This is a genomic window from Collinsella sp. 1033st1_E11_1033SCRN_220408, assembly GCF_039062465.1.
Taxonomy (GTDB): domain Bacteria; phylum Actinomycetota; class Coriobacteriia; order Coriobacteriales; family Atopobiaceae; genus Parolsenella.
On record NZ_JBCLNF010000018.1, the window covers coordinates 1 to 12,204 of the forward strand.

At 63.6% G+C, this 12,204-nt stretch carries 8 protein-coding genes and 1 tRNA gene; 2 read left to right on the plus strand and 7 right to left on the minus strand.

The genetic code is table 11. From position 1 onward, the window contains the following. Positions 1-173: 173 nt before the first annotated feature. The 6 genes from pknB to ABCN07_RS07830 form a co-directional block, all read right to left on the minus strand. Positions 174-2,015 (minus strand): Stk1 family PASTA domain-containing Ser/Thr kinase, encoded by a 1,842-nt coding sequence (gene pknB, locus ABCN07_RS07805; RefSeq protein WP_343006141.1) that lies wholly within the window; start codon positions 2,013-2,015, stop codon positions 174-176. 95 nt (positions 2,016-2,110) lie between these two features. Further along, the gene (locus ABCN07_RS07810; protein ID WP_343006142.1) at positions 2,111-4,978 is read right to left on the minus strand and encodes an FtsW/RodA/SpoVE family cell cycle protein; all 2,868 of its coding nucleotides are present in this window, start codon (positions 4,976-4,978) and stop codon (positions 2,111-2,113) included. A 1-nt stretch (position 4,979) separates the two neighbouring features. Beyond that, positions 4,980-6,176 (minus strand): Stp1/IreP family PP2C-type Ser/Thr phosphatase, encoded by a 1,197-nt coding sequence (locus tag ABCN07_RS07815; RefSeq protein WP_343006143.1) that lies wholly within the window; start codon positions 6,174-6,176, stop codon positions 4,980-4,982. Between the two features lie 167 nt (positions 6,177-6,343). Further along, positions 6,344-6,757, minus strand: a complete 414-nt coding sequence (locus tag ABCN07_RS07820) for an FHA domain-containing protein (RefSeq protein ID WP_293814934.1) — start codon at positions 6,755-6,757, stop codon at positions 6,344-6,346. Between the two features lies 1 nt (position 6,758). After that, positions 6,759-7,961 (minus strand): DUF3662 and FHA domain-containing protein, encoded by a 1,203-nt coding sequence (locus ABCN07_RS07825; protein ID WP_343006144.1) that lies wholly within the window; start codon positions 7,959-7,961, stop codon positions 6,759-6,761. Next, positions 7,954-9,735, minus strand: a complete 1,782-nt coding sequence (locus ABCN07_RS07830; RefSeq protein WP_343006145.1) for a protein kinase — start codon at positions 9,733-9,735, stop codon at positions 7,954-7,956. Before ABCN07_RS07830 ends, ABCN07_RS07825 begins: the two co-directional genes overlap by 8 nt. Positions 9,736-9,864: 129 nt before the next feature. On the opposite strand from ABCN07_RS07830, the gene ABCN07_RS07835 reads away from it, so the two are divergent. Then, a tRNA-Leu gene (locus ABCN07_RS07835) sits at positions 9,865-9,951 on the plus strand. Between the two features lie 129 nt (positions 9,952-10,080). On the opposite strand, the gene ABCN07_RS07840 is transcribed toward ABCN07_RS07835, so the two are convergent. Next, positions 10,081-10,278: a DUF6724 family protein gene (locus ABCN07_RS07840; RefSeq protein ID WP_343006146.1), complete on the minus strand. Its 198-nt coding sequence runs from the start codon at positions 10,276-10,278 to the stop codon at positions 10,081-10,083. A gap of 158 nt (positions 10,279-10,436) precedes the next feature. Here ABCN07_RS07840 and serS point away from each other — a divergent pair, with 158 nt between their 5' ends. Beyond that, positions 10,437-11,723 carry a serine--tRNA ligase gene (serS, locus tag ABCN07_RS07845; RefSeq protein ID WP_330028978.1) on the plus strand — a complete coding sequence of 429 codons (1,287 nt, stop codon included), beginning with the start codon at positions 10,437-10,439 and terminating at the stop codon, positions 11,721-11,723. Positions 11,724-12,204: the final 481 nt, after the last annotated feature.

Sequence of the window (12,204 nt, forward strand, 5' to 3'; positions counted from 1 at the left end):
CGGCCCTGCGGCCGAGCCCCCTCTCGAACATGTCGGCGGCGGCGGACCTGACGCCCGGACCGTACGTGGTCATAGACGAGCCTCCCATTCCTCGGACTTTAGTTTTCTGTCCAAGAAATGGGAGGCAGTTCAGAGAACGCCGGGCGCTGTGCTATCGGGCTATGTGGCCAAGCTTAGTTGTTGCTCTGGGTCGAATCGGACGAGCTGTCGGTGCTGGGGGTCTCAGATCCGCCGCCGGAGGTGCCGGTGTTGCCGCCAGCGTTGCCACCGTTGCCGCCGCTCGAGGGTCTCGAACCCTTCGAGATGATGAGGGTGATCTGGGTATCCTTGCCCTGCTTGCCGGTGGGGCTCTGCGAGATGACGCAGCCGGCCTCGACTTCGTCGCTGTACTGACTGTTGCTCGTGTCGATATTGGTGAAGCCAGCAGAGTTCAGGTCAGAGATGGCGCTCGACTTGCTCCAGCCAGCGTGGTTGCCAGCGTCCGCGCTGCCCACGCCCGTGGAGATGTGATAGGTGATCGTGTCGCCCTCCTTGGCGTCGCTCCCGGCCTGCTGGTCCTGGCTGGCGACCTTTCCGCTCTCGACGTCGGTCGACTCGACGGAGTCACCTACGGCGCCCTTGAGGTTGACGGCGGCAAGAGCCTCCTCAGCCTGCGCAGGCGTCAGGTTTTTAAGGTTAGGAACCTCGACGGTTGCGGCGGGCTCCTTGCCCTTGGAGAAGACGAGCTTTACCTTCGTGCCCTTCTCGCACTGGGTGTTGCGAGCCGGGTCCTGGCTCACGAGCTTGCCTTCCTCGATGTTGTCGTCGTACTGCTCGGACGTGCTCACGACAAACCAACCATCACCGTACTCGGCGAGCTTTGCCGTGGCCTCATCCGCTGTCATGCCTTCGAGGTTGGGCATTGCCTTCGTGGAGGAATTGCCGCCAAGGACGCTCATCGCAACACCGGCGATGATGGCAATCGCGGCAATAACTCCGATTACGATTGCAGCGACCTTGCCCTTGCTCTTGGGCTTCTCCTCCGGCACCTGCATGCCGGAAAGATTCGTTTGGGCGGTGGGGATGCGGCCGGTGGTCGCGGGGGACATCCCAACGGCGGCGCGAGGCATGGCCTGGGTGCGGCCTCCGGCCTGCGGGCGATTCATGGCCTGAGTCGGGCCGGCGGAGATGAGGGACGTGGCCTCGCCAAGGTTGACGATGCGCCCGGCAAGGTAGTCATTCAGGACGCGACGCAGCTCGTCGGCGGTCTGGAAGCGCTCCGCGGGGTTCTTGCGCATGCACTTGAGGATGATGCCCTCGAGCGTTGCGTCGACGTTGGGGTTGACCTGGCTGGGAGGAACGGGCTGCTCGTTGACCTGCTTGAGGGCAACGGAGATGGCGTCGTCACCGTCGAAAGGAACTCGTCCCGTCGCGGCTTCATACATGACGATGCCGAGGGAGTAGAGGTCGGAGGTAGGGCCAAGCTCCTTGCCCTGCGTTTGCTCGGGCGAGACGTAGTGAGCGGTGCCAAGCACGGAGTTGTCAGCCGTGAGGTGACTGTTCTTGGCGCGAGCGATGCCGAAGTCCATCACCTTGATGTTGCCGTTGGGCTGCACCATGATGTTCTGCGGTTTGATGTCACGGTGGATGATGTCGTGCCTGTGGGCCTCGGAGAGGGCCTGGCAGATCTGCGAGCCAATCTGAGCGACCTTGCGGCAGTCGAGGGCTCCATGGTTGCGGATGCCGGTCTTGAGGTCCGTACCGCGCAGGTACTCCATGACGATGTAGTACGTATCGCCGTCCTTGCCCCAGTCATAGACGCCCACGATGTAGGGACTCTGGAGTGCCGCGGCAGCCTGAGCCTCCTGCTTGAAGCGCGCAGCGAAGGACGGATCGGTTGCGTACTGCGGCAGCATCATCTTGATGGCGACGGTGCGACCGAGCACCTGATCGAGACCGCGATAGACGGTCGCCATACCTCCGATGCCAATCCTGTCCTGGACGGCATAGCGTCCGCCGAGTAGCTTGTCTGCCATGTGTGCTCCCATCAAACCTCTGCGCCCGTTGGCGCTCGTATCCATCATGCCATCAATGACGCCCGGAGGGCGTCCTCGTTAGTGTTGGTCGTCCATTAGCTTGATCCTTGCGCCTGAGCGTTGAGCGACTTGGAGAGGACTTGGCCGGCAAGCCTTGCCGCAAGGCCGCTCACGTTGTCATTATCAGAGCCCTCGACGCATATCGAAATGGCGAGCGTCGGGTTGTCATAGGGCGCGAATCCAATGAAGGTGGAGTTAATCTGGCCGTTCGCGACCTCAGCGGTGCCCGTCTTGCCGGCCACGCGCGCGCCGTAGACCTGGGCTGCCATGCCCGTGCCGTTCTGGACGACGTCGAGCATTGCCTCCTTAACCTGCTGCGCGGTCTCAGCCGTCACGGCCTGTCCGAGGCTTCGGGGTTTGGTCGTGGTGATGGTGACGCCTTCGGGGGAGAGCACGTGATCGACCAGATACGGGCTCATGACAACGCCGTTGTTGGCGATGGCGGCGGCCACGACGGCGTTCTGCATCACGGTGGTCTGGGGGCCAGCCGGGCTCGAGTGCTGGCCGACGGGCTGGCCGGCGCCTGCCCACGCGGTCTCCCACTCCGTCATCTCGGACGCGTCTGGCATGAGCGACGCCGTGACGTGGAAGTCCTGGCCCAGCGTCGTGCCGTAGCCGAAGGCCTTGGCGTAGTCGACGAGGGTGCTTGCTCCAACGTTGACGGCTAGCTGGCCAAACGCTGTGTTCGAGCTGTGCGTGAAGGCGTTGCGAAGCGTGGTCGTCCCGAAGTCCTCGCCAGCGACGTTCGTGACATCGGCGTCCCCGATGCTGATGCGTGCGGGCGCGTCGATCGAACTGTCGAGGGTCGCCGTGCCGGAGTCGATGGCTGCGGCAAGGGTCACGACCTTAAACGTGGATCCGGGCGTGTACAGCGAGGCGCAGCTGCGGTCGACGAGCTCGCCGCTACTGTCTCCGGTCGAGAGAATGGTCGAGATGTCGTTGTAGGAGAACGTGGGCGAAGATGCCTTCGCGAGGACGGCGCCCGTGGTGGGGTCGAGCACGACGATTGAGCCGACGTGCCCCTCGAGGGCCTCCTCAGCTGCTTGCTGAATCTGAGAGTTAATGGTGAGAACGACGGAGTTGCCAGGTTGGTTCACGCCTGCGAGCGAATACAGGGCATTCTGCCAGTTGGAGTAATCTGCGTGGCCGGTGAGGGAGTCGTTCATCGACGCTTCGACGCCTGTGGCGCCGTACTGGGTCGAGACGTATCCAACGGTGTGGGCGGCGAGGCTGCCTTGCGGATACGTGCGCACATAGGTGCCGTCTGCCTGCTTGAGGGACTCTGCGAGCGTCACGCCGTCGGAGGTGAGGATGGCGCCGCGCTGCACGTAGGCACTTCTCGCAATCGTGTGGTTGTTGTTGGGCAGCTGCTGGTAGTAGCTTGCCTTGATCACCTGGATATAGGTCAGGTTCGCGATAAGGGCCGCGAACAGCAGCGTGAAGAAGGTCACGAGTAGGGTCAGTCGGTTGCCAAGGGCAACGCGTCCCAGAACTCCGCCCTCAGAGGTGCCAAGGCCGAAGTGTGCCCGCGCGTGCTTGCCCTGCACGACCGGAGCGCCGCCAGTGGATCCGGGTGCCAGGAGCGGGGAGGGGCTTGCGCTCGTGCCATCGCCAGAGGGCAGTGCCGTGCGCCCCGTGCCCTCGTCGCCGGCGCGCAGAAGCAGGCCGATGACGATGAAGCTCGAGAGCAGGCTCGAGCCGCCCTGGCTCATGAACGGCAGGGTCACGCCCGTGAGGGGCAGAAGCTTCGTGACGCCTCCAACGATGAGGAATGCCTGGAAGGAGAGAGCCGTCGTGAGGCCGACCGCGGTGAACGCACTCATGTCGCTCTTCGCGCGCGCCGCGGTGGTGAGGCCACGCACCGCGAGAAGCATAAAGAGGAGCAGCACGGCGGCACCGCCGAGAAGCCCCATTTCCTCCGCGACGGCGGAGAAGATGAAGTCACTCTTCACCACGGGGATGAGCGTGGGCATGCCCTTGCCAATGCCGGAGCCGACGAGGCCTCCGTCAGCAAGCGAGTAGATGGATTGAACGATTTGGAGTCCAGAGCCGGATGGGTCTGCGAAGGGGTCGAGCCAGATCTGGAAGCGTACGCGGACGTGCGAGAAGAACTTATAAGAGAGGGCCCCGCCGATGGCAAGCAGCGCCAGGCTGACGAGGACATAGCCAATGCGACCGGTCGCGACATAGAGCATGACCACGAAGAGGGTGAAGAACAGCACGGCGCTGCCAAGGTCGCGCTCGAAGACAACGACGACCAGGCACATGCCCCACATGACGAGCATCGGGGTGAGCATGCGCAGGCGCGGCAGCGTGAACGGGCCCACCTTGTGCGAGGACGCCGACAACAACTCGCGGTTCTCGGAGAGATAAGCGGCAAGGAACAGGACGATGAGGATCTTCGCGATCTCGCCTGGCTGGAACGAGAAGCCGCCGATGCGTATCCAGAGCTTCGAGCCGTAAATCTCCGTACCGAAGATAGCCGGCATGAGCAGGAGCGCCACGCCGGTGAGACCGAGCGTGAACTTATAATCCGCAAGCCTATCGAGGTTGGGGATGAGTATGAGCGTCGCCACCATGGCTGCGACGGAGACGAACAGCCACACGACCTGTCCCATGGCGTCCTCGGGCGCAAGACGCGTGACAAACGTGATGCCAATGCCCGAGAGGATGAAGACGAGGGGCAGTATTGCTGGGTCCGCACCCGGGGCAAGCAGGCGTATGGCGATATGTGCCGCCACGAAGGCGACGATGAGGCCGATGGGCACCGAGAGCGTCTCGAGCGAAAGCTGCGCTCCCGTGTTCATGACATACATGGAATAGAGCAGGAGCACCGGCACGGCTCCGGCAATAAGCAGGAGGAGCTCGGTGGCGCGGCGAGAACCGCCAATCTGTTTGGTCATGCTACGCGCCTCCTTCGGCACCTGTGGTCACTACATCTGCTCCGGTTTCCGCAGCTTCTGGGCCGGATGCCCCGAGGGTGCTTCCAACTGCGCCGTCCGTACTGTCAGATTGCGCGTCGTCTGCGGCCTTTTGAGCCTTGGCACGCGCTTCTTCAATCTGGGTCTGGTAGGCCTGGACCGTGGTTAGCGCGTCGTCCCTACTAGCAACCGGGATGCCGGCGGCGAGCTGGTGCTGGGTCGACTCGGGGAGGTCGGCGATGCTCACCTGGGTACTCTCCTCGAGACTCGAGAGCGGAATCCCGAAGGCGCTGCTATGGATGCCCTGGTAAATACCCACTCGCCCGCCGTCTGCGCCGATATACCAAGAGGAGCGGATAAAAAACCCGAGTGCGATGGACAGAACGACGGCGAGCCCCAGCAACACCGCGAGCCAACCAAGTACTGCCCGGCGCCGCGCCAGACGGCGAGCCTCCTCGCGCCCGTCACTTACGACATCGACGACAATGACGGACACGTTGTCATGGCCGCCGGCTTCAAGCGCGGCAGCGACGAGCTGATCCGTGCAGTCGATGGGCGTCGCCGAAGAAACGGAGAGAAGCTCGATTTGGGCGTCGGGAACCATGGAGGAGAGGCCGTCGGAGCAGAGGATGATGCGGTCCCCGCGCTCGACATCGAGCGAGAAGTGATCCGCGTACATGTCTGGGTCGGAGCCGAGAGCTCGGGTGATGATGGAGCGCGAGGGGTGTACGCGAGCTTCGTCCGCCGTAATCTCTCCAGCGTCGACGAGCTCCTCGACGTACGAGTGGTCATGCGTGATGCGCACGAGGGTGCCGGCGCGCAGGAGGTAGATGCGCGAGTCGCCCACGTGCGCGATGGCCATCTTGGTGCCCTCGATGATGCAGCAGGTTGCGGTGCACCCCATGCCAGGCTTGCCCTCGCCGTTTGCTGCCCCCTGGATGACGGCCTCGTTCGCTGCCTCGATGGCGGCGCCAAGCAGCGTGTCATCAGCGTGTTCCGGGGCATGGCTGGCGATGGTGCGAACCGCGATGGAACTCGCGACTTCGCCCGCGGCGTGTCCGCCCATGCCATCGCAAACGCCAAAGAGCGGATTCCGTACGAGATAGGAGTCTTCGTTGTGGCCGCGTACGAGGCCCACGTCCGTGCGTCCCGCCCAGGAAAGGCGCGTACTGGCACCCATTTCGAGACCCGCACCGGGACGAGAGTCGAGGTCGAATGCTGGTGCGTGTGGGTCATGGGTATCGTGACGGCGATGTGCGCGAAGATGGGGCCCGCCATGGCCGATGTGGCCAATGAGGGGCAAAGGGCCCGTCGAGCCCAGGGGATTATTGTGTCCGAGAGCGGAGCTCATCGACGGCTCACCCTCATGACCACGTCTCCAACCTGGACTTCGTCGCCGTCACGCAGGGTGACGGGGTCGAGGATGAGACGACCGTTCACAAGCGTGCCGTTCGTGGAGTGAAGGTCTTCGAGCACGAGCGCAGGCCCCTGCAGGGTAAAGCGCGCATGGGTGGAGGAGACGATTGGCTCGGCGATGACGATGTCGCTCGAGGGCGATCGACCGATGACGACGGGGCCGAGCATGTCCACGTGGAGGCCGCGAAGCTGGCGCGGGCCCTTATCCACGTCGACGCACCAGATTGCCGGGTCCTTGCGCTGGCCCCTGACGAGGCCGATTCCCGTCTTCATAACGACGAACAGGAACAGGTAGAGAACCACGACGAGGGCAATGCGCCCCATGAACAGGACGAGGTCGATCATATTAGTTCTCCCTGAACTCGAGGTTCGTGAGACCCAGAGTGATCAGGTCGCCGTCGCGAAGCGAGCACTCGTCGATGTCCACGTCGTTCACGAGCGTGCCATTGGTCGAGTTGAGGTCGCGAATGCGCCAAGTCTGGCCGTCAAAGGAAAGCTCTGCGTGCGAGCGAGAGACATTGGGGTCGTGAATCACAATGCCGCCCGCGGAACGCTCGCGGCCGATGACGGTGCGAGGCGCGCTCGCCGTGAAGGTGCGGCCAGATTTGCGATCGATGAGCAGGCACGCCGCGGGGTTGGCTGCGGGTGCGGGAGCCGCCGGTGCCACGCGGACCGTCTGGGGTGCGGGCTGCGTGGCAGCGTATGCCTGCTGCGGGGTGGCGGCACCGGGGATGGCCCGGGCGGCTGCGCCTGCGGCGAAGCCGGCAGCTGCCGCGGGAACGGCGGAAGCCGCGGGAACGGCGGAAGCCGCGGATGCCGGGGTGGCTGCGGCGACGGGGGCAGGCGCGGCTGCGGAGACAGGTGCGGCGACGGGGGCCATGGGTGCCGGCGCCTGGGAAGCACGGCTACCCACGAGGGGCACGTTCTGATACTGGCGCGCAACACGGCCCTGGGCGAAGAAGGCATCCTCTGCCTCGAGAACCGCCTCCTGCGGCATTACGTCGAGGCCGCTCTCCATGTTGGAGAGGGGCGCCGCCTGAGGCTGGGGCTGGGGGATGGGACGCACCCCGGGCGCCTGGGCGCGCGAGCTTGCGGCTCCGCCGAGGCCGCCATCAAGGGAGGAGTCCGCGCCAAGGAAGCGGGCCTCCTCTTCGCGAAGGCGGTTGAGGGTGCCGGCATCGACGTTCTCGGCGAAGACGGAGAAGCGGCCGCTCTTGAGAGAGGGATCCGCCATAAAGCGAACGACGGGCTTGCCAACGAAGACGTAGCCCTTGCCCTGTGCCTGTCCCTCGATGAACTGGGAGGTTTCCTTGGTGAGCTGTGCGTAAAGCGGACGCATCGTGATGTCGTCCTCGCTGGAGATGAGGATGGTGTAGAGGGCCGGCGCGGTGTCAACGCCGTTGATGACGAAGGTCTCCGCCTCCATCTCGCGCGCGGCCTTCTTGGCAAGCTTCTTGAAGGAGAAGGGGGCGGTGACGCCCTGCGTGGTGGCGCCAAAGAGGCTACCCACGCGCTGCTCGAAGACGTTCAGAAAGTTCACGTCACTCATCCTCCCAGGTGTCGGACACAGGGCCCAGGGTCATGATTGAAATGCTCATAAGTATTAGACAGACTAGCGCAACTGCGATGTCGCAAATGGATGGCGTGGTCCATAACCCACCATTCTCCACTCTGGCAGAGAAGACGAGGGTCGCTATGAGGATGGCGCAGCAGGTCACTTGGGCGGCGGCGCACGCCGCGTTGGAGTGCCGCTTCGAAATGAGAGCGCAGGCCAGGGAGGCGCCGGCGCAACCAACTGCCGTAAGCCACGAGCTGCCGCTCATGACCGTTCTGCCAACCGCCGAGGCGAAGGACGCCCCGTCGCTTGAAGCAAGCGCTGACGTCAAGAGCATGGCGAGGACTCCTCCAAGGGCCGAGGTCGCGGTTGCCGGGAGCGGTGGCAGGCACGCGCCGGCAAGGGCGGCGCTTCCCACCGGGGATCCAGTAGCGCAGCCTAGAAGCAGTGCGGCGTGCGAAAGCCTGCTTGCGGGGCTTACGTGCGTCTGCCAGAGATAGAGCACCGCGCCGGCTAGCGCTGCGACGAGGAATGCCGGGGAGTATGCGCCGGGGGTCACGAGCGTTATCACGTAGACGAGCGTGGTGAACGTGCCTCCGGCTGCGGGCAATGCCGCCGAGAACGCAGCCGGAACAAGTGCCGATGCCGCGGCCAGTGGCATCGGCTCGATGTTGAGCCCGACGAGGCGCGCTATCGCCGGAATGCAGCGAAGGCAGACGGCGCCCGAAACGGCGGCACAAACGACGCGGGAGATCGCATTCGGCAGCCACGGGTAACGCTCTGCGATGCTCACGCGCATCGCGGCGTTCCACACCTCGTCAGCAGGGCCGGTTTCGCCTCTTGCCTGTGCGAGGAGATCGGCCACGGACGCGCGACCCTCCGCCTCGTCCCCGAGATAGGGGAGAACTGCGCGGGCAAGCTCGCCTGCCGTAGACGGGCGCCTGCCGGGGTCCGCGCTGAGGGCTTCCGCGATCTGGTCGCTTACGGGTCCTGCGAGCTCAGGCTCCACCTTGGCTAGCGGCCTCGCTCCCTTTTCGATTCTCTTGAGCGATGCGTCCGCGTCCTTGGCGAGAAACGGGCATGAGCCGGTCAACGCTTGGTAGCAGACGCAGGCGAGGGCGAAGACGTCCGTGCGTTCGTCGACGTAGTCTCCCGTGAGCTGCTCCGGGGGCATATAGCCAACCGTGCCTCCTCGAGCGCCTTCCCAACCCGCGGCGCTCGCAAGGCTCGCCATGCCAAAGTCGCCGAGCTTGACGTTTCCCTGCGCGTCTATAAAGACGTTCGATGGCTTGATATCAAGGTGTAGGACACCCTCGGCGTGCGCGTGATCGAGCGCGGAGGCGAGGCTCGAAAGCAGGTGCGCGCACTCGTCATAGGTGAGAACGCCGCCCTCGACTCGCGACATGAGCTCGGCCAAGGTCATGCCATCGACGAATTCCATGATGAGATACGCGGTTCCTCCGCGTACCTCGAAGTCGTGGACGGTGACGATGTTCTGATCCGTGAGGCGCGAGGTGATGCGGGCCTCCGAGAGGGCCTCTGAGAGCGTGGAGGCCCGCATGCCGGGCGCGGTTTCGAGGGGCATGCACTTGATAGCGACCTTGCGGTCGAGGCGCGTGTCCCAGCAGACGCGGACCTCGCCAAATCCACCCGTGCCTCGAGTTTCGACGGTGCGATAGCGCCCGAGCAGCAATAGCTGATCGGTCTCAGGCTGCGCCTGGTTGGTGGCGACGGCCCATCCCTGTTGTTTGGGGGCGGGTGTCTGCACGGCGTTTGTCCTCGTTTCAGCTGCGTGTGCCGGTGCGTTGATTGGGGTAATTCTAGCAGCACGAGCGAAGAGGTACAAAAAAGTTCTTGCACAATTGAGATTGCATGGGTTACTATCTACCCTGCATCTGCGGGCGTGGCGGAATTGGCAGACGCGTACGGTTCAGGTCCGTATGGGGGCAACCCCATGAAGGTTCAAGTCCTTTCGCCCGCACCATGTTAATGAGGAGGCCCCGGGAAACCGGGGCCTTTTTCTTTCAATATGTCGCGCTTGCCGCAGGGTCAACCCAACTGTCGCACTTGCCGCAGGGTCTACCCAACGGCTTGGGCCTTCGGCGCTGCGAGCCTACTTGTTATCGTCGTCGAAGAACGACCATCCGTTCTCGTCATCCTCTTCGTCTTCGTACTGGTCATACGTCTCGCGCGTCTTGTGCTCGAGGATGATTGCCGCAATCAGGAAACCAACAAGGATGATTCCGATAAGGGCGAGGACGCCCATACGCGTACCAAAAAGCCAATCGACGAAGCTAGCAATCGTGTTCATGGGTGCCGCCTTTCGCCTCGTTAACCGCGAGGAGGAGTGTCGTGGAGGGCTCTCGCCTGCGCGCGAGCCTCATCTAGAGCCAAATTTGCCCATAAGTATATACTTGGCTGCTGAATGACCCGCGGGCGTGGCCCGCGCTAAAACGAAAGGGAGCAGCCATGCTCGACATGAAGTTCGTTCGCGAGAACCCCGATGCCATCGATACCGCGATGGCAAATCGTCAGACCTCCTGGGACCGTGAGAAGTTCTTCGAGCTCGACGATGAGCGTCGTGCTGTCATCGGCGAGGTCGAAGACCTTCAGGCCACCCGCAACGCTGAGTCCAAGAAGATCGGCGCTCTCATGAAGGAGGGCAAGAAGGACGAGGCCGAGGCTGCCAAGGAAGCCGTCCGCGAGGTCAATGAGAAGATCGAGGGCCTTGCCGCCCGTCGTACCGAGCTCGAGCAGGAGCAGTATGACTTCATGGCCCACCTCCCCAACATTCCGTGCGAGGCCACGCCCGTTGGCGTCGACGAGTCCGAGAACCCCGAGCGTCGCCGCTGGGGCACCCCGCGCGACTTTGAGGCCGAGGGCTTTGAGTTCAAGGCTCACTGGGACCTTGGCACCGACCTTGGCATTATGGACTTCGATCGCGGCAACAAGCTCTCCGGTAGCCGCTTCACCGTTCTCGGTGGCGCCGGCGCCCGTCTCGAGCGTGCCCTCATCAACTTCTTCGTGGACACTCACACCGCCCGTGGATTCAAGGAGTGGTGGCCGCCCATCGTGGTTAAGCGTCAGACGATGTTTGGCACCGGCCAGCTCCCCAAGTTTGAGGACGACGCCTATCACGTTTCTGGCGACAACTTCCTGATCCCGACGGCCGAGGTCGTCCTGACTAACCTCCATGCGGGCGAGACCCTCGATGCCGCTCAGCTGCCCCTCTGGTATACCGCCTTCACCCCGTGCTTCCGCGAGGAGGCTGGCTCCGCCGGTCGAGACACGCGTGGCATCATTCGCCAGCACGAGTTCGACAAGGTCGAGATGGTGAAGTTCGCCAAGCCGGAGGAGTCTGACGCCGAGCTCGAGAGCATGACTGCCGAGGCCGAGTACCTGCTTCAGCAGCTGGGCCTTCCGTATCGTGTGATTAGCCTCTGCACGGGCGACCTGGGCTTCTCCGCTCGCCAGACGTATGACATCGAGGTTTGGCTACCGAGCTATAACGCCTACAAGGAGATCTCCTCTTGCTCCAACTGTGGTGACTTCCAGGCCCGTCGCGCCAACATCAAGTATCGCGACCCCGAGAACTTCAAGGGCACGCGCTACGTTCACACGCTCAATGGCTCCGGCCTGCCTGCCGGCCGCACCATGGCTGCCATCCTGGAGAACTACCAGAACGCCGATGGCTCCGTTACTGTGCCTGAGGTCCTGCGCCCATATATGGGTTGCGACAAGATCGAGCTCGCCTAGTCCTGGCGGCGCGTTGCGTAGAAAGTCACGCAACAACATATAGATCTGAACAGATGGGGTTCCGGTATCGCCGGGCCCCATCTTTCTTATAGAGGGACGTTGGGTGAGGCTAAATGTCGGTAACTCTTTGGTGGACCATCGCCTAACGACGCTCTAAGCAGGGGAAAGGCGGGACGATGTGTGACCCCGCAAGGGCCGCTCCCGTCCCGCACGCCGCCCCGCGCCCTCCCGAGTTGTGTGCGTCCCGTGGAGACGCCCCCGCCCCCCTTGCGGGCGGCCCCGGGGGCGCGTATATTTCATCCCTGCGCTGCGGCCGGCGGGTCCCACGGGACGGGCGGGGGCGGCGCGGGCGAACCTTGAGAACCGGATACTGCGATCGATGAGATCGACGAGACAGACAAGCTAAGTAGAAGTGACGAAGTGTGCTACATAGCAACCCTTTGTTCCTTTGACCAAGCGAATCCGAATCTTACATTCAGAG

Excerpts from the sequence above, each read along its gene's own strand:
- ABCN07_RS07815 (WP_343006143.1), bottom strand. The coding sequence starts at position 6,176 with ATGGGTGCCAGTACGCGCCTTTCCTGGGCGGGACGCACGGACGTGGGC.
- ABCN07_RS07840 (WP_343006146.1), bottom strand. The coding sequence starts at position 10,278 with ATGAACACGATTGCTAGCTTCGTCGATTGGCTTTTTGGTACGCGTATG.
- ABCN07_RS07825 (WP_343006144.1), bottom strand. The coding sequence starts at position 7,961 with ATGAGTGACGTGAACTTTCTGAACGTCTTCGAGCAGCGCGTGGGTAGC.
- pknB (WP_343006141.1), bottom strand. The coding sequence starts at position 2,015 with ATGGCAGACAAGCTACTCGGCGGACGCTATGCCGTCCAGGACAGGATT.
- ABCN07_RS07820 (WP_293814934.1), bottom strand. The coding sequence starts at position 6,757 with ATGATCGACCTCGTCCTGTTCATGGGGCGCATTGCCCTCGTCGTGGTT.
- ABCN07_RS07810 (WP_343006142.1), bottom strand. The coding sequence starts at position 4,978 with ATGACCAAACAGATTGGCGGTTCTCGCCGCGCCACCGAGCTCCTCCTG.
- serS (WP_330028978.1), top strand. The coding sequence starts at position 10,437 with ATGCTCGACATGAAGTTCGTTCGCGAGAACCCCGATGCCATCGATACC.